Origin of the sequence: Nonomuraea sp. NPDC049129 (genome assembly GCF_040648495.1) — a bacterium.
Lineage (GTDB): Bacteria > Actinomycetota > Actinomycetes > Streptosporangiales > Streptosporangiaceae > Nonomuraea.
In genome coordinates this window covers 1-18098 of the sequence record NZ_JBEZDU010000037.1, presented here as the reverse complement: position 1 = coordinate 18098, position 18098 = coordinate 1, and the positions used below count along the sequence as shown (strand labels likewise).

Sequence of the window (18098 nt, the reverse complement as noted above, 5' to 3'; positions counted from 1 at the left end):
CGTTGCTCTGCGCGGGCATCACCACCTACGCCCCGCTGCGGCCGGTTCGACCTCATCATCAACACCGTCAGCGCCGACGTCGACATCAACGCCTACCTGAGCCTGCTGACCGTCGACGGCGCCCTGGTCCGCGTCGGCGCCGCCCCTGGGCCGCTGACCGTCAACAGGTTCCTCCTCGGCAGCGCCCGGCGCGTCCTCACCGGTTCGATGATCGGTGGCATCGCCCTGACCCAGGAGATGCTCGACTTCTGCGCCGAGCACGGTATCGGCAGCGAGGTCGAGGTGATCTCCGCCGACCGGGTCAACGAGGCCTACGAGCGAGTCCTGGCCTCCGACGTCCGCTACCGCTCGACACCGCCACTCTCGGCTGAAGCGCAGCGCGACCGGCCAGCGCCCCGGACCGGCGGATCCGTCGGGGTGGCCGGCCAGCACTGTCAAGGAGGATCGACATGGATTATCGGCATCTCGGCCGTTCTGGCCTACGGGTCAGCTGGCTCGGCCTGGGCACGATGAACTTCGGCATGACCACCGAGGAGCCCACCGCCTTCAAGATCATGGACCGGGCCGTGGACATGGGGATCAACTTCTTCGACACGGCGGATGTGTACGGCGGCCTCCCAATCCCCGGACATGGAGAAGGGCTACGGCGTCTTGGAGGAGATCATCGGTCGCTGGCTCGCTCAGGGCGGCGGCCGGGGTGACCGCATCGTGCTGGCGACCAAGGTCTATCAGCCGATGGACACCGGCCCCAACGATCAGCGGCTCTCGGCGTACCACATCCGCAGGGCTTGTGACGAAAGCCTGCGCCGGCTCCAGACCGATCACATCGACCTCTACCAGATGCACCATGTCGACCGGTCGACTCCGTGGGAGGATTCGCTACTACGGCGTCGGACTCATTCCCTGGAGTCCGCTCGCCGGTGGTCTTCTCGGAGGCGTCTTGCGGAAGGCGAGCGAAGGCCGCCGCGCCGGCGAGGGCATGCGGCGGCAGATCGAGCAGCACCGGTCACAGATCGAAAGCTACGAGGCGCTCTGCGCGAACCTTAGTGAGCAACCCGCCGACGTAGCACTGGCCTGGCTTCTGGCCAATCCTGTCGTCACCGCCACGATCGTCGGACCACGGACCACGGAGCAGCTCGGCCGCGGCCAACGCGCGCTCGAGATCTCCCTCCCGGACGAGACACTCCGCGAACTCGACGCCATCTGGCCTGGCCCGGGAGGAGAAGCTCCGCAAGCATACGCTTGGTGACCGACGGCTCATGGCGGGTCGCGAGGCAGGGTGAGGGTCAGGATGGCTCCGCCGTGAGGCGCGTTGGCCGCGGTGAGGGTGCCGCCGTGCAGGCGCGCGTTCTCGGTGGCGATGGCCAGGCCCAGGCCGCTGCCGTCGGTTCGGGTACGGGCGGCGTCGGCTTTGGTGAAGCGGTCGAAGACGTGGGGCAGAAGGTCGGCGGGGATGCCGGGCCCGTCGTCGGAGACGGCGATGATGATCTGCTCGAAATCGGCCCGCACCTGAATAAGCACTGACACCGCCGCGCCGCCGTGCCGCAGCGCGTTGCCCACGAGGTTGGCGAGGATGAGATCGACGCGGCGCGGGTCGAGGCGGGCGCGCAGCCCCGGGGGAACATCGGTGCGGACCCGGTCCCGCCAGTGCCGCAACGCGAGCGTCTTGGCGATGAACTCGCCCAGATCGACCTCGTCGAGGTTCAGTACGGCGGCCCCGGCGTCGAAGCGGGATACCTCGATCAGGTCCTCGACCAGGCGGGTGAGCTTGCGCGTCTCGTCGGAGACCAGGTGCAGCGCTTCGGCGGTGAGCGGCGCGAGGCGGCCGGAGGCGGCGTCGGCGTCGAGGACTTCCGTCACGGCGGCCATGGCCGCCAGCGGCGTACGCAACTCGTGAGAGACATCGGCGGCGAACCGGCGCGCCCGCGCCTCCATGGCGCGCAGCGCGGCCGCGTCGGCCTGGAGCGTGGCCGCCATGGTGTTGAAGGTACGGCCGAGGTCGGCGAGTTCGTCGTCGCCGGTGACGTACACGCGGGTGTCCAGACTGCCGCCCGCCATCCGCTCGGCGGCCGTCCGCAGTTGCCGGACCGGTCGCAGCAGTCTGCGCGCGGCCAGCAGCGCGAGGACGATGGAGGCCAGGGCGACGGGCAGGGCTCCGGAGCGAGCGGCTGCCGCCAGGGTGTCCACGTCCTGCTGCTGGGAGGCCAGGGAGAAGGAGGCGAAGACGGTGAGCGGCGGGGGATCGTGCGGGCGTGCGGTGGCGACGACGGGAAGGGCCACGGCCAGCCAGGGCGTCTGGGCGTGGTGGAAGCGCTGGGCCAGCGCGGTGGTCGCCGAGGCCGCCTGGGTACGCAGTTGCGTGGGCAGCGGCGGCGCCGGCGCCCCGGCGGTGATGAGCGGGCCGCCGCGATAGGACAGGGCGGTGCGCCAGCCGCGCGTGCCCGCCGCCCGGTCCAGTTGCAGCGCCAGCGTACGCAGGTCCGCCTCGGCGGGGTCGGCGGGCAGGTCGGGCGCCCGGGCGGTGAGGTGGGCGCGGAGCTCCTGCAGTGCGTCGGCCTGGACGCGCTCCACGATCGCGGTACGGCCCTGGCGGAAGGTGAACGCGGCGGCGGTCAGCGCGCTGAGCGCCGAGACCAGCAGGAACACCAGGACCAGCTGGGCTCGCAGACCTCGGGCGAGGGGCGGGCGGATCACAGCGGCCCGAACCGGTAGCCGAAGCCGCGCACGGTCTGGATGTAGCGGGGCTCGCGCGGGTCGTCCTCGATCTTGGCGCGCAACCGCATCACGCACGCGTCGACCAGCCGGTAGTCGCCGTGGAAGCTGTGTTCCCACACCAGCTCCAGGAGTTGCTGGCGGCTGAAGGTCTGTTCGGGCGCGCCTGACAGGAACAGCAGCAGCTTCAGCTCCGTCGGCGCCAGCGCGAGTTGCGCGCCGTGCTTGAGCACGCGCAGGGCGACCCGGTCGACGAGCAGGTCGCCGTGGATGGTGCGGGCGGCCTGGCCGGGGGAGGCGGGCTGGGTGGTACGGCGCAGCACCGCGCGCATGCGGGCTTCGATGACCTCGCTGCTGGCAGGCTTGATCACGTAGTCGTCCGCGCCGGCTTCCAGACCGACGACGACGTCCACGTCATCGTCGCGCGCGGAAAGGATCACGATGGGCACCTGGCTGAAGGCGCGGATGCGGCGGCATGTCTCCAGGCCGCTCATGCCGGGGAGCATCAGGTCGAGCAGTACGACTTCGGGAGCGCTCGCGATGAGTTCGGCCAGCCCGTCCTCGCCGGTCGCCACCAGCAGGGTTTCGTGGCCTCGGTGGCGCAGGCCGAGGCTCACGCCCCGGCGCACGGCCGGGTCGTCTTCGATCAGCAGTACGCGGGTCACGAGGGGGCTCCCTGTTTGGCCGGGATGGCGGACCCGCTCTCATCGCACTTGACCGGCCACGGGTCGCCCGCCATGCCGGGCTCGAACACCTCGACGACGGGGTCGGCACCGATCCCTGGGGACGCGGCGGCCGTACACACCAGCTGGCTCACCGCCACCGGCCGCAGGTCGCGCACCAGCCACGGTAAATGCAGCTGCACCCGGCCCTTGGTCGTCCTGGCCCGGATCGGCTGGGTCACCGACGGCAGCCGCGTGATCAGCCCTCGGGCCCGCTCGGCCGCTGTGGGGCCGGCGAGCAGCGCGTCCATGGCCTGTCGCAACCGGTCTCCGTCCGATGCCGGCCGGGAGACCGGCCAGGTGCCCTGGGGCGTGACGAAGTACACCCGCAGCAGGCGGCTGCTGTTCTCGGTCAGGCCACCTTGGGCCGGCTGACCGGCGGGGAGCGCGCCGGTGTCGGTGATCCCGCAGCCCGCCAGCGCCGCCGCCGCGCTCAGGCCGGCCGCCACGCGGCACAGTATCCCCGGCAGGCCGGTCGTCACACGGCACAGCGCCCGCGGCATGACAGTGGCCACCCGCCAGAGCACTCCCGGCATGTGTTCGCTCTCGTTCTTCGGCATGGTCTCTCCGGCTACGGCTGGTTCAGCATGCTCACATCGACCGTCCCGGCGCCGGGTCGCGGCCGCGGTATCGCCGCCCACAGCCCCACCGCCGTCACTCCCGCGACGGCCAGCGCCGCCCATCCGCGCCGCCCGGTGGCCCACCGGGCGCGCAGTCGTACCGGATCCTCGACCACGGCCTTCGAGACTAGCGCGACCAGCAGCGACAGTCCGACCGCGGCGATCGTCCAGCCCCGGCCGTCGAGCCCGGCCACCGGCCGGGGCAGCAGCAGATAGACCGGCCAGTGCCACAGGTACAGGCTGTAGGACAGCTCGCCCAGTCGTCGCGGCGCTGCGCTGCCGACCACCCTGCCCACGAGACCGTCCGGCGTACGGGCCAGGAGCGCGATCAGCACGGCGCTGCCCAGGGAGTGCGCGAACATCCCGCCCTGGAACAGACCCGGGGCCTCTTCCCCGCCGGTCAGCAGCCATGAGGCGGACAGCCCGCACAGCAGCGGGACACAGATCGCGTCCACGGCTAGGCGCGGCAGGCCGGCCACGGCGTCTCGGACGGGCGCCGTGGCGGCGGCCGCGCCGAGCAGGAGAGAGAAGGCCCGGGTGTCGGTGCCCTCGTAGGCGCGGGTGGTGTCCACGGCCGCCCCGAGCTTGATCATGAGCAGGAGCGAGATGAGCGCACCGGCGACCGCGACGAGCGCCACTCGCCGCTGCCCGCCGGGCCCCTTCCCGGCCAATGCCACCACCAGGGGCCAGGCCAGGTAGAACTGCCATTCGACGCCGATGCTCCACAGATGGGCGAACAAGCGGGTGCCGGCAGCATCCCAGTATCCGAGCTGCTCGTGGATATAGTGCCAGTTCACGCTCTGGGCGGCCACCCATGGCGCGTCCTGGAGGGCGAACCTCAGCATGTCCGGCCTGGCGAACGCCCAGGCCAGCGGCAGCGTCGACGTGACCATGACGGTCAGCGCGGGCAGGAGACGGCGGGCCCGGCGCCCCCAGAAGGCCGTCAGGTTGAGCCGGCCGCCGCCGCCGAGCTCCTCCAGCAGCAGGCCGGTGATCAGAAAGCCGGACAGGACGAAGAACAGGTCGACGCCCAGGAACCCGCCACGCATCTGCCCGGCGTGAAACAGCAGGACCGCGGTGACAGCGAGCCCGCGCAGCCCGTCAAGCGCGCCGATGTGCGCGCGTCGCGGAGCTGAAACCATCAACCCCTCGCCCCGAGGAGCCGGCACCATCAGCCGCAGCCGAGTTTGGCGTAGCGCTCGTCGCCGGTCCACGGCCCGGTGGCCCAGACGCTGGGGGCGGCCGGGGTGAAGCCGGCCAGCTCGCCGAGCCGCTTGGCGAACCAGGTGGCGAAGGCCGCCGACCCCTGCTGGCAGGAGTGGATGCCGTCCTTGGCGCGCTGGGCCTTGCCGGCGGCGTAGTCGCTGCCCCACAGCTCGGAGGCGTCCAGGTAGCTTGCGTGAGCAGCCTTGGCGGCCATCGCGGGCGCGCTCTTGATCGCGTTCTCGTGCGGCTTGAAGAATTCGTCGATCTTGAACGGCGGGGCGGACACCAGCACGAGCCGGGCGCCGGCGTCCTGGGCCGTTCGGGCGAGCTTCTGGTAGGCCGACAGCTGCTGGCGGGCGGTGCCCCAGTCGTAGCTGGTGATCTGGTAGGCGATCACCGTCGGCCGGAAGGAGGCGAGGTTCGCCTTCAGGGTCTTCCAGGTGTCCTTGGCCGCCATGGCCGTCACCGGATGGTCACCGGCGACGATGTTGCCGCCGCCGTCGGACGTGGCGTTCTTGAACGCCACACCGCCGGCTTTCAGCGCCGCTTCCAGAGCCGGGGCCTGCGCGCCCGCGATGGAGTCACCCATCCATAACACCCTGACGCCGGCCGCGGCCTGCGCAGTCTGCTGTCCATCGCTGGTGGAGGCGGTGGAGGCGGTGGAGGCGCCGCAACCCGCGAGCGTGGCCCCGACCGCGACGGCCACGGCCAGGAATGCCCCGGTACGACGGAGGCCAGTGGAGAAATAGGGAGTCGCTTGCATGACCATCAGGCAAGCAGACGATTCCGGAGGTCAACCGCGTTGTCATCGTTTCATCACACAACGGGGGATGGGCTGTCACGAAGGCAGCGCCCCTGCGTCTGGGTGGAGCGGTTCCCGGCGTCGATCAGCGGCGTCGATCAGCGGCGTCGCCGGAAGCGGCGCGCGGTCAGCCAGCGGGGAAGTCTGAGATGGAAGCCGGTGGCGTCGAGCACGGCGTCGAGGAGGGCCAGCAGGACGCCTGCTCCTCCCGCCAACCCGGCGGCGCGGAAGTCCTCGGCCGGAGTGTCGCCGGGCGCGGCCGGGCGTGGGTCGATCCGTCCGGTGGGGTCCCAGAGGACCGCGAGGGTGGTGCCCGGCCGCGCCACGGAGATGCGCGTCGTCATCGAGTCCGGACCGCCCTGCGAGCAGGCCAGGCGGTAGTCGTAGTAGGTCTCGCTGCGCGTGGACGTCCACGTGGTGCCCGGGTCGCCGGGTGAGGTGCCGGGCTGGTAGTGGGTGTCGGTGACGGTGCGCTGTTGCGGGGTCTCCTGGCGTACCAGGCAGTCGCTCACCTGGCCGCGCTGGGCCAGCGCCTGCCGCGCCACGGCCTCGTCGGCCAGGTTCATGCAGTAGATCAGCGCCATGCCCATCGCGAGGCTCAGTAACACCCGGGTGCATCTGAAGAACGCCAGGCCGATCGGTGCCACCGCGACGAAGAAACCGATGATCGCCAGGACGACCCCGACCCAGCCCGCTGGGCCGTAGGCGTCGAGATAGCCCCTTCCGAAGGCCAGCGCGATCGCCAGCACGGCCGGCCACACGCGCGGCAGAATGCCCCGCACGTCCGTGGAGCGTGTGTACCTGCCAGGCATCTGATCACCCTCGCCATCGGTGCCCGCGCCGCTCACGACGTAAACGTCCTCCCGTCGAGCCGCGGCTTCTCGAGGCGGGTGGAGGTCATGGCGGCCTCCTCAGGTCAGCGACCGGCGGCGGAAGCTCACCATCCCGATGACGGTCAGCACCACGCAGGAGCCGGTGAGTACGACGATCGAGATCCACGGCTCGATGTGCGGCACCTGCGGCTCCAGCGCCGCCCGGACTCCCTCGCTCGAGTACGTCATCGGATTGAGCGCCGTCAGGACCTGGAACCAGGGCAGCTCGCCGAGCGAGGGCCACGGGTATTGGGTGCCGCCGGTGAACAGCATCGGCGCGATGATGAGGGCGAACATGATGCCGACCTTGCCGGGCGGCAGCAGCGTACCGATGATCAGCCCGATCGCCCCGGCCGCCCAGCCGCCGAGCAGGACCGACAGCACGAGCAGCGGAAGGCCGTCGACCCGGAACGTCGCGTCCTGGATGATCAGCATGCCGGCGGGCAGCGTGACCGCGGCGGCGAACAGCGCGCGCAGCGCCGCCGCCAGCACCTTCTCCAGCCCGACCAGGGAGATCGAGACCGGCGCCAGCAGGCGGTCCTCGATCTCCTTCGTGTAGCCGAACTCCATCATCAGCGGCAGGGCGACGGCCTGGAGCGCCGCCACGAAGCCGCTCATCGCGACCACGCCGGGAAGCAGCACGTTGTTGTAGGAGGGGTCGACGTAGGCCAGGCGGCCGAGCACGCCGACGAAGATGAAGAGCATGACGAGTGGCTGGAGCACGACCTGGGCGAGTACCGAGATGATGTCGTGCCAGGTCACGACGGCATCGCGCCACAGGATCGCGAGGACCACGCGCAGCGGGCTGACACCCCTGCGGACGGCCGTCTGGGCGGGCACGCTCATCGCAGGCTCCTCCCCGTGAGGGTGATGAAGACGTCCTCCAGGCTCGGCTCGCCGATCTGGACGTTGGTGATGGGGCAGTCGCGCTTGGCCAGCAGCTGCGCCACTGGTCCGAGCACGGCGGCGGGGTCGCGGCTCACATAGAGCCGGAAACGCGTCTCGCTCGAGGCAGGCCCGGCGGGTGCGGACTTCACGCTTTCGACGCCGTCGACACCGGCCAGGACGTCCGGCAGCTCCTGGACGGCAGGCCCGGGGACCTGCCCGAGAGTGATGTCGAGCAGGCTCTTCCCCTCCAGGCCACGCGTGAGCGCGTGGACCGTGCCGAGCGCGAGCAGCTTGCCGTGGTCGATGATGCCGACCCGGTCCGACAGGTCGGCGGCCTCGTCCATGTCATGCGTGGTCAGGACGACCGTCACCCCCGCGGCGCGCAGCTCGCGGATCCGGTCCCACACGAAGAGCCGCGCCTGCGGGTCGAGCCCGGTCGTCGGCTCGTCGAGGAACAGTACGCGAGGGTCGTGCATCAGGGCTCGGGCGATCAGCAGGCGCTGGGCCATGCCACCCGAATAGGTGTTGACGCTGTCGCGGCCCCGCCCGATGAGCCCGAAGGACTCCATGAGCTCGGTGGCCCGGGCCTTGCGGACCGCTCGCGGCACGCCGTGGTAGGCGGCGTGAAAGACCAGGTTCTGCCAGGCGTTGAGGGAGCGGTCGAGGTTGTTGACCTGGGGCACGACGCCCAGGAGCCGGCGCGCCGCCACGGGGCGGGCCACGACGTCCACGCCCAGGATGGTGGCCGTGCCGCCGGTGGGGATGACGCGGGTGGTGAGGATGCCGATCGTGGTGCTCTTGCCCGCGCCGTTGGGGCCTAACAGGCCGAAGATCTCTCCTGGGCGGACCTCGAGAAAGAGTTCGTCTACGGCGTTCGCCGGAGCCCCGGGATATCTCTTGACCAGGGCGTCGATGGCGACGGCGGAGTCATCGACCTTCGCCGCTCTCTGTGTCTGCGATCCGGGCACGAGTGGCCTCCCGTTCGTCGAATTCGATCGTGCCGATGAGGAACGTGCGGATGATCGCCTCGTGCTCGGGATCCGGCAGGCTGGGGGTGAGCGGGGGCGCCTCGCTCAGGACGTGCCCCACGCGCTCGGTGATCTTCTTGCCGCGCGGCGTGAGCACCAGCAGGACCTTTCTTCGGTCCACGGTGTCCCGCAGACGGTCCACGAGGTGATCGCGGGCGAGCGTGTCCACGATCCCGGTCAGTGTGGAGACGTGCACCCGGCAGCGCCGGGCGATCTCGGTGTGGGTGCCCGACCCGCGGCTCAGGGCCAGCAACACGTTCATCCCCGCGACGGACACGCCGTGCTCCTGGCTCAACAGAGCGTTCCAGCGGCTGTTCAGCACGTTTCCCGCGATCGACACCAGATAGGGGAGTGGCGCCTGCTGGAGGTCGGACTCCGCTGAATGGCCAGATGTCATGTTCGTCAGGATAGCGACTTTGTTTGGTGCCATACATTACGAGCTCATATATTTTTGCCCCATAGCTTTTGGGGTCGGCCGGCTCGTCGTCCGCAGCCATCAGGTGACGTCTGCCCGGCGGATCTGCTGGAGGATGGTCTCGTCGGTGATCTTGCTGTCGTGGGCGAGGAGGAAGGCCTTGCTGAGGATGAGAGCCAGGCGGCCGTCCTCCTCGAAGGGCAGGAACAGCTTGGCGTCGCGCTTACGGGCTGTGACGATGCACAGGTAGACGTCGCCGGGGCTCATGAGGATGTTGCCGCTGCCCAGGTGGATCCGGTAGGTGCGCAGGTCGCCGCGGACGACCAGGTAGCGGTCGGTGAGCGTGCAGCGGTCGGCGATCGCCGTACGGGGGAGGATCCGGGCCAGTGCGTCGCGGCGGACCTCGGCCGACGGCGGCAGCGTGCCGAAGGCGGCCTCTCGCACGTACCCACCGAAACGCTCGTCACCGCCGAAACGCTCCTCACCGCCGAATCGCTCTCCACCGCTGAAACCGTCCTCGCCCCGGTCGATCCAGTCCGGGTCGGCGGCGATCGAGGTGATCGCGATGAACAGGTCCACGTCCCGCATCGCCTCGCTGAACACCAGCGGCGGAACCCACGCCAGTGGCGTCTCCCGCCAGGCGCGCCCGTCGCGCCGGTCGAAACGGACCTGGTCGGTGGCGGCAAGGGTCACCTCGTGGTCGGCCACCGCGGCGGTCTCGTAGCGGAAGCGGACCCGCCAGGCGCCCTCCGCCAGTTCCTTCTTGGCCACGGCTTCCTGCTCGCCGTGGAAGGCGCGCAGCCAGAGCGTCTGCCAGCCGCGCTCCTTGAGCAGCGCGTACAGCCGCGGGTGGTCGACGATGTGGGCGGCGAACCGATGGGAGTAGACCCCTGTGCTCTCCTCGGCGGGGGTGAGCACGTAGACCTCCCGGAAGGCCTGCTTGTACGGCTGGCGCAGCCGTCGCCCGGTCACCGTCTCCCGCCAGGCCGCCACTTCCGCCGGCGCGGCGCGCGCGGGATGCCACAGCCGGACCTCGGCCCCGGGCGGTGCGTCGCCGGGCAGGAAGGCCGTCCCATCCGCCTCCCAGATCAGCCCGCGCGCCACCACCCCGGTAATCGGATGATTCAGGTAGTGACGGGCCCACTCCTCGTGCGACCAGGTCCGGTCGACGGTGAACAGCCCCTCCAAGCGGGCGCGCTCGGCCGCCAGCGTCTGGCGGACCTCCTTCTGGACGGCCTTGATGGCCTTGAGCTCCTCAGCATGGGTTTCCTTCACCGCCGCGGGAAGGGCACGGACCGCGGTGCCGTCGGCGGCGGTGAAGCCGAGTCGTACGGTGACCGCGTCCCGGACGGTCAGCACCACGGTGTGGTCGCCCAGGCGCCACGACCGGGTGCCGTCGGTGGCGAGTCCGTGGGTCGGCACGCCCCGCTCCAGCAGCTGGGCCGGTGTGATCCCGGCGTGTCCGGCGGCCGTGGCGAGCGCGGTGTCGATCTGCTTGCGCAGCGCCCGGTGCTTGATCGAGGTCTGGAGCCGCCAGAGCGGCTGCGGGTCTTCGCCCTCGCCGAGCGCGTTGATCGCGGCTCCGGCGATCACCAGATCCTGCGTGAATCGGGCGCGGTCACCACCCAGATGGACGGCCAACCAGGTCAGAGTGGCCGCCAGATCGTCGACCCGGGCCAGCGTCGCCGCCCAGATGGTCCCGCGGGCCACATCCGTGTTCGCCTCGGACACCATCCGCCGGTTGCCGTCGTCGGACACCTCGCGGATGAAGGCCGTCAGCGCGAACCGCACGAACTCCCGCGCACCGGCGGGCTCCAGCAGGGTCAGGCAGCGGGCGCGCCACGTCTGGGTGGGCCGAGGCGTATGTACCTCGCACAGATGCTCGACCAGCTTGACCAGGTGGGGTGCGGGCGCGTCCCCAAGGTAATCGCGTACGGACGAGGCCCAGGCGTCGGCGCGTACGAGTGCCGACAGCGGCAATGTCGTCGGACCGCCGGGCAGGGCCAGCGCGATCCGGCGGTGCAGACGTCGTCGGTCGTCGGCAGGCAGCGGGACGTGGGCCATGGCCTCGATCAGCCGGGTGAACGGCTCGCGCAGGTGTTGCCGCTCGGCGACGTCGATTTCCAGCACCGGGTCCACGACCTGGCACACCCAGGTGGCGTCCCAGTAGTGAAGCCTCCGGCTGCGCACGACCGAGAGCAGCGCGGCCACGTCGGTGGCGGTCCAGCCGCTGGAGCCGGACAGGGCCGGCTCCAGCTCTTCGTAGTATTCGTCCAGCCCGGGTTGAGCCAGGTAGATCACGGCGGCCCGGCGGTCGGCGCCTTCCGTGTGACGCAGCCGTCCCACCCACTCCTGCCGGACATTCCGGGCCAGGCGCCGCAGCTTCTCGTCACGCCGTTCGTCCCGGTCATCCGGCCAGAGCCAGGAGTATGACCGTCCCTCCAGCTCAAGCTCCTGGACGATCGCCTCCATGATCCAGCTCGTGGACGCGAAGGCGGCCGTGACCGTCTCGTCGACGGTGAGTTCGCGCATGCCTGGATCATGCCGAAGCCGTCCGACAGAATTCGCCGGAGGCCGGTTTGTCGGAGGCGGCTGATAGTCAAGGGTCATCCCACTACCACAGGAGATCATCGATGGCCCAGGTCACCTTCCGTGACGAGAGCGCGAGTGGCCGGCCGCTGGAGGAGTTCACGCTGCCCGGCCTGCCGGACCGGATCACCGCGCGTGAGCTGCTGCGGCTGCGCGTGCGCGAGGAGGGCGCCCGGTACAACGCGGCGCCCTCGCCCAGGTTCAACGGGCTGGTCAAGCCTGACGATGCCGAGGTCGAGCTGAACGGCTACCGGATGCGCGCGGCACGGCGGATCGACTGGGAGCGTCAGGCGGACATCGCCGAGCGGGCGTTCGCGCGCAACGGGTTCCTCCTGCTGGTCGGTGATCGTCAGATCGAGGATCTGGACGAGTCGATCGACCTGACCGCGGATCCGGTGATCTCGTTCGTCAAGCTTGTCCCGCTGGTCGGAGGCTGAGACGGGTGCGGCGGCGTCCTGCAGAGACCGCCGCTGCTGGTTGGCGGCGCGGCTGTCGTCCCTGGCGCCCGCTCGCGCCAGCGCCTCCTCGGCCGCGCGAGTCGATCACAGAGAGCGTTTATACAAGTGCGCTGAGTGATATACGGTGGTCGGGTGGCTTCCGAACCCCCCACGGGCGCATACATCCCGAGCACCTTCGACACCGAGCCGCGCTCCGCGGCCGGTCTGCCGCTGGCGCTGATCGAGCAGTGGCGTGACACCGGTCAAAGCCAGGAGGACGCGCGGCGGCTGCTGAGCCGATTCGCGGTCCGCGGTTACAACGTGGTGTCCGATTCGGCCGGGCTGACGAAGCTCAGTCAGCGGCTGGGTCTGCTGGAGGTGCTGGCGCTCATCGACCGGCCCAAGCGGATCCTGCACACCCACGCCAGGGCCATCGGCGGCGAGGCGGTGGGTGTGTGGGCGGCGGACAACGCCCAGATGTTCCATCCGGAATCGGCGGAGGCGGGGGTGCTGCTGTCGGCCCTGCTGAAGGTCCAGGACGAGATCGAACGCCATTGCCGCGTACGGATCGGCATCGGTACGCACTACGGGAGTTTCTACGGCCTGGCCGGTGGGCTGTACGGCCCGGAGGCGGACGCGATCGAGGACATCGCGGAGAACCACACCGAAGGCGGGGAGCTCGTGGTGACAGGGGCGGTCGTCGACCGGCTGCCGCCTGACCATGCCTTCGTCCTGCGACGCAAGGACGGCCCCGAGAGCCTGGTCGGCGCCGTCTATCAGGTGCTCGACGGCCCCCGTCCGGACGATGTGCGGCCGGTCGCCGAGGAGCTGCGTTACCCGATTCCCTACTCCGCGGCCTTCTACGCCGACCTGCTGAGGCTGGAGGGTCGTCCCGAGGACGTCGAGTTGGCCCGGCGGCTGGCCGCCGAGCATCTTCAGGACCGGACGGTGGTTCTGGTCGAGCGGAGCGTCGCCGCGGCCGAGACGCCTGAGCTCGGGCTGCTGAGAGGGTTGGCCCTGTCGGCCGTGCTGAGGGAGGCGGGGCTCCGGCTCATGCCCGAGCGGGGTGCCGTGGAGATCAAGATCGCTGGACCGCTGGCTCTCTACCTGTTCGAGGAGGTCGCGCCGGCCGTACGCTTCGCGCAGGGCCTGCGCGCGGGCCTGGCCGAGCATGAGATCGTCTGCCGGATCGGGGTGGCCGCCGGGCCGGTGCTGGCGGGTGAGACGCCGGGCGGTGGGTGGGATGTCGCGGGCGCGCCGGTGAACCTCGCCTCCAAGATGGCGCAGGATCTCGGCAGGCCCGGTCACGTCTATCTGAGCGAGGCCGTACATGAGCGGCTGAGCGAGGCCGGGAGTGAGCGCGCCCAGCTGGACGGGTTCGCCTCCGTCCGGCGTACGGTCTCCGGGGTCCAGCTGACCTTCTTCGAGGGCTGAATTCCCGGGAACCACCCTTCCCCGGCGGGAGATCCTTCTTTATCCTCATGCTCAAGAGGGTCTGTGAACGTTCACAGAGGAGCGCTCAAGAGCCTCTGTGAACGTTCGCAGAGGAGCCCGCCCATTTCTTGAGCAAGGAGATCGGGATGGCCGTCAACCACCTGAACCGCCCCTGGAGGATCGGGGGCACGCTCCTCCTCGCACTGGCGACACTGCTCGCCGTCGCACTCGTGAACCCCGCCCCCGCCTCGGCCGCCACGCTGACCATGCGCGGCGCCGACGTCTCGTCGCTCCAGCGGAGCCTGGACCTCGGTGCCAAGTACTACAACGCCGCCGGGACGGCCGCCGACCCGCTGGACATCCTCGCCGGCGTCGGCGTCAACTACGTCCGCTTACGCGTCTGGAACAACCCGGCGAGCGGCTACAACAACAAGGCGAAGGTCCTCGCCTACGCCAGGACGGTCAAGGCCAAGGGTCTCGGCCTGATGATCGACTTCCACTACTCGGACACCTGGGCCGACCCGGGCAAGCAGTTCAAGCCGGCGGCGTGGGCGAGTCACGGCATCGGCCAGCTCCAGACGGACCTCTACAACTACACCTACGACGTCTGCAACAGCCTGAAGGCGCAGGGCACCACGCCCGACAGCGTGCAGATCGGCAACGAGATCAACGTCGGGATGCTCTGGAACGACGGCAAGGTCATCAACAACGACTTCACCAACCTGAGCCTGCTGCTCAAGGCCGGATACAACGCGACCAAGGCGTGCAACAGCGCAACCCAGGTGATCATCCACACCGCCGATGCCGACAGCCTCGCCAACGCCCGCTGGTTCTACGACGGGATCAGGGCCAAGGGCGTGCCGTGGGACATCACCGCCCTGTCCTACTACTGCATGTGGCACGGCCCGCTGTCCACCCTGTCCACGGTGATCAACGACGCGAGGTCCCGGTACGGCAAGCCGGTCATCGTGGCGGAGACCGCCTACCCGTTCACCGCGGCCAACGCCGACAGCGAGGGGAACGTGGTGACCGGCTCGGCGCCGTGCTCGGGCTACCCGGCCACCTGGGCGGGGCAGGCGAACGAGTTCGCCGCGGTCCAGAACACGGCGCGCGGCGCGGGCGCGATCGGCGTCTTCTACTGGGAACCGACCTGGTACGCCATCTCCGGCAACGGCTGGGACCCGGCCAACATCAACGGCACCGGCGACCAGTGGGACAACATGGCCACCTTCAACTGGACCGGCGGCATCAATCCCGGCATCAGATGGACTCCGTAGGCCGCGTCCCGAAGATCTCCAGGTAGTGCTCGTTGTACATCACGCCGAGGATGTTCCCGAAGGGGTCGACCACGGACGCGGTGACGAATCCCGGCCCCCGCTCGACCGGCTTGTCGTGCACGGTGGCGCCCAGGGACAGCAGCCGCTCGAAGGCGGCCTCGACATCGTCCACGTGCCAGTAGATCACCGCGCCGCCGGCCTGGTCGGACCGGCCGTGCGGGGCGAATCGGCGGTCGACGATGCCGAACTCGTGCTGGTAGTCGCCGAGGCGGAACTCGATGTACGCGGGCGGCCCCTCGACCGGGCGCAAGAAGTACGGCTCGATGCCGAGCAGTTCGGTGTACCAGTCCCGGGCGGCCGAGACGTCGTCGGCGAAGAAGCTGACGGTGGTGAGTCCACGCAACATGGGGTGTTCCTTACTTTCGGTCGGTGACTATGACCATCCTCCAAGCTAAAGTGCTCACCAATTGACCACTTTCTTGGAGAAGATGGGGACATGCGCGCTGACCGGCTCGTCGCGGCCCTCCTGTTCATGCAGAGCCGTGGCCGGGTGACCGCCGCCGAGCTGGCCGGCGAGCTCGAGGTGTCCGTCGCAACCGCCCGCCGCGATCTGGAGGCGCTGTCCGCGGCGGGCATCCCGGTCTATCCGCAGGCCGGACGCGGTGGCGGCTGGTCGCTCGTCGGCGGCGCCCGTACCGATCTCAGCGGTTTGTCGGCGACCGAGGCGCAGGCGCTGTTCCTGCTGGTCGGACCGGCCGCGGCCGTCTCGGGTGAGGCCAAGGCGGCGCTGCGCAAGCTCGTACGGGCGCTGCCGCAGACCTTCCGGGCCGACGCCGAGGCCGCCGCCGGCGCGACGATGATCGACCCCACCCGCTGGGGCGAGCGTGATCGCCGCCGCCCCGAGCTGGTCGACCTGCTCCAGGCCGCCGTGGTCCGGCGCAGGAAGGTCCGACTGACCTACGCCGGCAGCGCCCGGGAGCGGAGCGAACGGCTGATCGACCCGTGGGGCCTGATCGACAAGGACGACATCTGGTACCTGATCGCCGGGACCGAACGCGGACAGCGAACCTTCCGGATCGACCGGATCATCGAGGCCGAGCCGACGGACCAGACCGCCGAGCGGCCGGACGACTTCACGCTCGCCGACGCGTGGGAGCAGGTCGTGGGGGAGGTGGAGCGGCGGCGTTCGCGTACGTGGGCGACCGTGATCATCGAAGCCAGGTTCGTGCCGGTGCTGCGTACCCACTTCGGACGGCACTGCCACACCGAGGGGGAGCTCGACCACGGCCGGGTCCGGGTCCGCCTCGCCGCGCCGACCCCGCTGGACATCGCCAGGAACCTGGCCGGCTGGGGCGCGATGATCGAGGTGGTCGAGCCGCGGACGGTCCAGGCGGAGCTGGCGCGAATCGGCGCCGAGCTGGCCGGCCAGTACGCCGGCGAACGTTGACCTGGCAGCGATCGGGGCTCAAACCTACAGAAGGTTCGCAGAAAGTCTCAGCTTTCAGGCCGGGGGCGAATGCAGCCGCCTGTGGGAGATGGCCCGCCGCAGGCGGAGCATCCCGGTGCGTGGAGCGTGGAGGATGCGGCCGGTGAACTCCTTGCGCAGGTAGTGCGAGGAGACGCCCTTCAACGAGTTGACGAGTTTGCTGATCGCGACCTTGGGCGGGTAGTGGACGAGCAGGTGGACGTGGTCGTGTTCGCCGTTGAACTCGCGGAGTTCGGCCTCGAAACCGTTGCATACCTCGATCATGATGTCTTCGCAGCGGCGCAGCATCGCGTTGTCGAAGGCGTTTCTGCGATATTTGGTGATAAAGACCAGATGGGCGTGCATCGCGGAAACCACGTGTCTGCCTCGTCGATATTCCACTTCCTGGCTCATAGACCAGACGATATTGTTTTCGAGTCGGGGAGACGTGAGCGTCCTGTGGGAGAGGGGGTGTTGCGCATGCTGGCGGGCCGGAAGTATCGCCTGGAGTTCGACTTCGGGCAGCGGGCGTTCGCCGAGAGGCTGGGCGGCATCTGCCGGGCGGTGTGGAACACCGGTCTCGAACAGCGGCGGGATTACCGGCGGCGCGGGCAGTGGATCGACTATGCCGAGCAGTGCGGGCAGCTCGCCGAGGCGAAGAAGGACCCGTACTGCGAGTGGCTCGCCGATGCCCCCGCCCAGGTGATCCAGCAGACCCTCAAGGACCTGGACCAGGCGTGCCGCAGGCATGGCACGTGGACAGTGCACTGGAAGTCGAAGGCGAAGTGGCGGCCCTCGTTTCGCTTCCCCACCGCCAAGCACCTGCCGGTGGAGCGGATCGCCCGCAGGTGGGGGCGGGTGTTGCTGCCCAAGTTCGGGTGGGCGCGGTTTCGGATGTCGCGTCCGCTCGGGGGGAGTGTCAGGTCCGCGACCGTGTCCCGGGACGGCAAGCACTGGTTCATCAGCTTCCTGGTTGAGGATGGGATGGCCGAGCGTGAGGAACACGCCTGCCCTGGATGGGTGGGGGTGGACCGGGGGGTGGTCACGGCCGCCGTGACCTCGGACGGGGAGTTCTTCGACCGCCGCCACGCCGGAACCGGCGGTGTCTCCTCCCTGCAGCTGCCACGGGAGACGAAACAAGACCGGCAGGGCGATCTCGGGTATGTCACGCCCGGCCAGGCGGAACGGTATCTACGGCTGCAACGCCGACTCGCCCGCACGCAGAAGGGATCGAGGCGGCGTCAGAGGGTCGTGGCCGCGATGAGTGAGGTCATGCGGCGCATCCGGTGGCGGCGCGCTGACTTCAACGCACAGGCCGCGCACCGGCTCACCGGTGTGTACGGGCACGTGGTCATCGAGGATTTGAATACGAAGGGCATGAGCACGGCCGTCAAGCCGAAGCCCGACCCCGGCCGGCCGGGCAGGTTCCTGCGCAACGGCGCGGCGGCGAAATCCGGGCTCAACACGGCGATTCTCGACAAGGGCTGGTATGGCCTGGAAGTCGCCCTCCGCTCGAAGGCCCGCTACACCGGCAGTGTCATCCATAAGATCAACCCCGCGTACACGTCCCAGACGTGCCCGGAACCTGCGTGCGGGAAGGTGGACGAGAAGAGCCGCAAGAGCCAAGCGAT

Annotated in this window: 20 protein-coding genes and 1 pseudogene; 8 read left to right on the top strand and 13 right to left on the bottom strand. The window is 69.8% G+C overall.

The window, feature by feature from the left end; translation table 11 throughout:
* Positions 1 to 18 precede the first annotated feature (18 nt).
* Entirely contained in the window at positions 19 to 438 is a 420-nt protein-coding gene (locus AB0B64_RS54975) for a hypothetical protein (protein ID WP_358202566.1), read from the bottom strand.
* Between the two features lie 11 nt (positions 439 to 449).
* On the opposite strand from AB0B64_RS54975, the gene AB0B64_RS54970 reads away from it, so the two are divergent.
* Genes AB0B64_RS54970 through AB0B64_RS54960 form a run of 3 tightly spaced genes read left to right on the top strand, consistent with a single transcriptional unit; the run spans position 450 to position 1249 of the window.
* Complete coding sequence (locus AB0B64_RS54970; RefSeq protein ID WP_358202559.1) at positions 450 to 701, top strand: aldo/keto reductase; 252 nt, start codon at positions 450 to 452, stop codon at positions 699 to 701.
* Positions 601 to 1047, top strand: coding sequence for an aldo/keto reductase (locus AB0B64_RS54965; protein ID WP_357957360.1), 447 nt, complete (start codon positions 601 to 603; stop codon positions 1045 to 1047). Before AB0B64_RS54970 ends, AB0B64_RS54965 begins: the two co-directional genes overlap by 101 nt.
* Positions 941 to 1249 carry an aldo/keto reductase gene (locus tag AB0B64_RS54960; RefSeq protein WP_357957358.1) on the top strand — a complete coding sequence of 103 codons (309 nt, stop codon included), beginning with the start codon at positions 941 to 943 and terminating at the stop codon, positions 1247 to 1249. Before AB0B64_RS54965 ends, AB0B64_RS54960 begins: the two co-directional genes overlap by 107 nt.
* 8 nt (positions 1250 to 1257) lie before the next feature.
* Here AB0B64_RS54960 and AB0B64_RS54955 read toward each other — a convergent pair whose 3' ends face one another.
* From AB0B64_RS54955 to AB0B64_RS54910, 10 genes are all read right to left on the bottom strand, one after another.
* A complete protein-coding gene (locus AB0B64_RS54955) occupies positions 1258 to 2694 on the bottom strand; it encodes an ATP-binding protein (RefSeq protein ID WP_358202544.1) in 1437 nt (478 codons plus the stop codon).
* The gene (locus tag AB0B64_RS54950; protein WP_358202537.1) at positions 2691 to 3377 is read right to left on the bottom strand and encodes a response regulator transcription factor; all 687 of its coding nucleotides are present in this window, start codon (positions 3375 to 3377) and stop codon (positions 2691 to 2693) included. The genes AB0B64_RS54955 and AB0B64_RS54950 overlap by 4 nt, the downstream gene beginning before the upstream one ends.
* Positions 3374 to 3994 (bottom strand): GerMN domain-containing protein, encoded by a 621-nt coding sequence (locus AB0B64_RS54945; RefSeq protein WP_358202532.1) that lies wholly within the window; start codon positions 3992 to 3994, stop codon positions 3374 to 3376. The genes AB0B64_RS54950 and AB0B64_RS54945 overlap by 4 nt, the downstream gene beginning before the upstream one ends.
* An 11-nt stretch (positions 3995 to 4005) precedes the next feature.
* On the bottom strand, positions 4006 to 5196 hold the full coding sequence (locus AB0B64_RS54940) for an acyltransferase (protein WP_358202526.1): 1191 nt from the start codon (positions 5194 to 5196) through the stop codon (positions 4006 to 4008).
* Positions 5197 to 5225: 29 nt separating this feature from the next.
* The gene (locus AB0B64_RS54935) at positions 5226 to 6029 is read right to left on the bottom strand and encodes an SGNH hydrolase domain-containing protein (protein WP_358202518.1); all 804 of its coding nucleotides are present in this window, start codon (positions 6027 to 6029) and stop codon (positions 5226 to 5228) included.
* 131 nt (positions 6030 to 6160) lie between these two features.
* Complete coding sequence (locus AB0B64_RS54930) at positions 6161 to 6844, bottom strand: hypothetical protein (RefSeq protein ID WP_357957347.1); 684 nt, start codon at positions 6842 to 6844, stop codon at positions 6161 to 6163.
* Positions 6845 to 6973: 129 nt separating this feature from the next.
* Complete coding sequence (locus AB0B64_RS54925; protein ID WP_358202508.1) at positions 6974 to 7780, bottom strand: ABC transporter permease; 807 nt, start codon at positions 7778 to 7780, stop codon at positions 6974 to 6976.
* Positions 7777 to 8790, bottom strand: coding sequence for an ABC transporter ATP-binding protein (locus tag AB0B64_RS54920; RefSeq protein WP_357957343.1), 1014 nt, complete (start codon positions 8788 to 8790; stop codon positions 7777 to 7779). Before AB0B64_RS54920 ends, AB0B64_RS54925 begins: the two co-directional genes overlap by 4 nt.
* A complete protein-coding gene (locus AB0B64_RS54915; RefSeq protein ID WP_357957341.1) occupies positions 8750 to 9247 on the bottom strand; it encodes a MarR family winged helix-turn-helix transcriptional regulator in 498 nt (165 codons plus the stop codon). The genes AB0B64_RS54920 and AB0B64_RS54915 overlap by 41 nt, the downstream gene beginning before the upstream one ends.
* A gap of 99 nt (positions 9248 to 9346) precedes the next feature.
* Entirely contained in the window at positions 9347 to 11797 is a 2451-nt protein-coding gene (locus tag AB0B64_RS54910) for a DUF4132 domain-containing protein (protein WP_358202492.1), read from the bottom strand.
* 101 nt (positions 11798 to 11898) lie between these two features.
* Here AB0B64_RS54910 and AB0B64_RS54905 point away from each other — a divergent pair, with 101 nt between their 5' ends.
* From AB0B64_RS54905 to AB0B64_RS54895, 3 genes are all read left to right on the top strand, one after another.
* Positions 11899 to 12291, top strand: coding sequence for a hypothetical protein (locus AB0B64_RS54905; protein WP_358202481.1), 393 nt, complete (start codon positions 11899 to 11901; stop codon positions 12289 to 12291).
* Positions 12292 to 12444: 153 nt separating this feature from the next.
* The gene (locus tag AB0B64_RS54900; RefSeq protein WP_358202475.1) at positions 12445 to 13725 is read left to right on the top strand and encodes an adenylate/guanylate cyclase domain-containing protein; all 1281 of its coding nucleotides are present in this window, start codon (positions 12445 to 12447) and stop codon (positions 13723 to 13725) included.
* A gap of 128 nt (positions 13726 to 13853) precedes the next feature.
* Complete coding sequence (locus AB0B64_RS54895; protein WP_357957333.1) at positions 13854 to 15002, top strand: glycosyl hydrolase 53 family protein; 1149 nt, start codon at positions 13854 to 13856, stop codon at positions 15000 to 15002.
* Here the strand turns inward: AB0B64_RS54895 and AB0B64_RS54890 are convergent.
* Positions 14986 to 15408 (bottom strand): VOC family protein, encoded by a 423-nt coding sequence (locus AB0B64_RS54890; protein ID WP_357957331.1) that lies wholly within the window; start codon positions 15406 to 15408, stop codon positions 14986 to 14988. The genes AB0B64_RS54895 and AB0B64_RS54890 overlap by 17 nt on opposite strands.
* A gap of 90 nt (positions 15409 to 15498) precedes the next feature.
* On the opposite strand from AB0B64_RS54890, the gene AB0B64_RS54885 reads away from it, so the two are divergent.
* Complete coding sequence (locus AB0B64_RS54885) at positions 15499 to 16449, top strand: WYL domain-containing protein (protein ID WP_358202461.1); 951 nt, start codon at positions 15499 to 15501, stop codon at positions 16447 to 16449.
* Between the two features lie 144 nt (positions 16450 to 16593).
* On the opposite strand, the pseudogene tnpA reads toward AB0B64_RS54885, so the two are convergent.
* Positions 16594 to 16881 (bottom strand): annotated as a pseudogene (gene tnpA, locus AB0B64_RS54880) (IS200/IS605 family transposase); the annotation flags it as partial.
* A gap of 66 nt (positions 16882 to 16947) precedes the next feature.
* Between tnpA and AB0B64_RS54875 the strand changes: the two are divergent.
* A partial coding sequence (locus tag AB0B64_RS54875) for a transposase (RefSeq protein WP_358202902.1) occupies positions 16948 to 18098 on the top strand: 1151 nt, incomplete at its 3' end.

Coding starts and splice junctions, on each gene's coding strand:
- AB0B64_RS54910 (WP_358202492.1), bottom strand. CDS start 11,797: ATGCGCGAACTCACCGTCGACGAGACGGTCACGGCCGCCTTCGCGTCC.
- AB0B64_RS54885 (WP_358202461.1), top strand. CDS start 15,499: ATGCGCGCTGACCGGCTCGTCGCGGCCCTCCTGTTCATGCAGAGCCGT.
- AB0B64_RS54945 (WP_358202532.1), bottom strand. CDS start 3,994: ATGCCGAAGAACGAGAGCGAACACATGCCGGGAGTGCTCTGGCGGGTG.
- AB0B64_RS54925 (WP_358202508.1), bottom strand. CDS start 7,780: ATGAGCGTGCCCGCCCAGACGGCCGTCCGCAGGGGTGTCAGCCCGCTG.
- AB0B64_RS54965 (WP_357957360.1), top strand. CDS start 601: ATGTGTACGGCGGCCTCCCAATCCCCGGACATGGAGAAGGGCTACGGC.
- AB0B64_RS54915 (WP_357957341.1), bottom strand. CDS start 9,247: ATGACATCTGGCCATTCAGCGGAGTCCGACCTCCAGCAGGCGCCACTC.
- AB0B64_RS54940 (WP_358202526.1), bottom strand. CDS start 5,196: ATGGTTTCAGCTCCGCGACGCGCGCACATCGGCGCGCTTGACGGGCTG.
- AB0B64_RS54970 (WP_358202559.1), top strand. CDS start 450: ATGGATTATCGGCATCTCGGCCGTTCTGGCCTACGGGTCAGCTGGCTC.
- AB0B64_RS54935 (WP_358202518.1), bottom strand. CDS start 6,029: ATGGTCATGCAAGCGACTCCCTATTTCTCCACTGGCCTCCGTCGTACC.
- AB0B64_RS54890 (WP_357957331.1), bottom strand. CDS start 15,408: ATGTTGCGTGGACTCACCACCGTCAGCTTCTTCGCCGACGACGTCTCG.
- AB0B64_RS54905 (WP_358202481.1), top strand. CDS start 11,899: ATGGCCCAGGTCACCTTCCGTGACGAGAGCGCGAGTGGCCGGCCGCTG.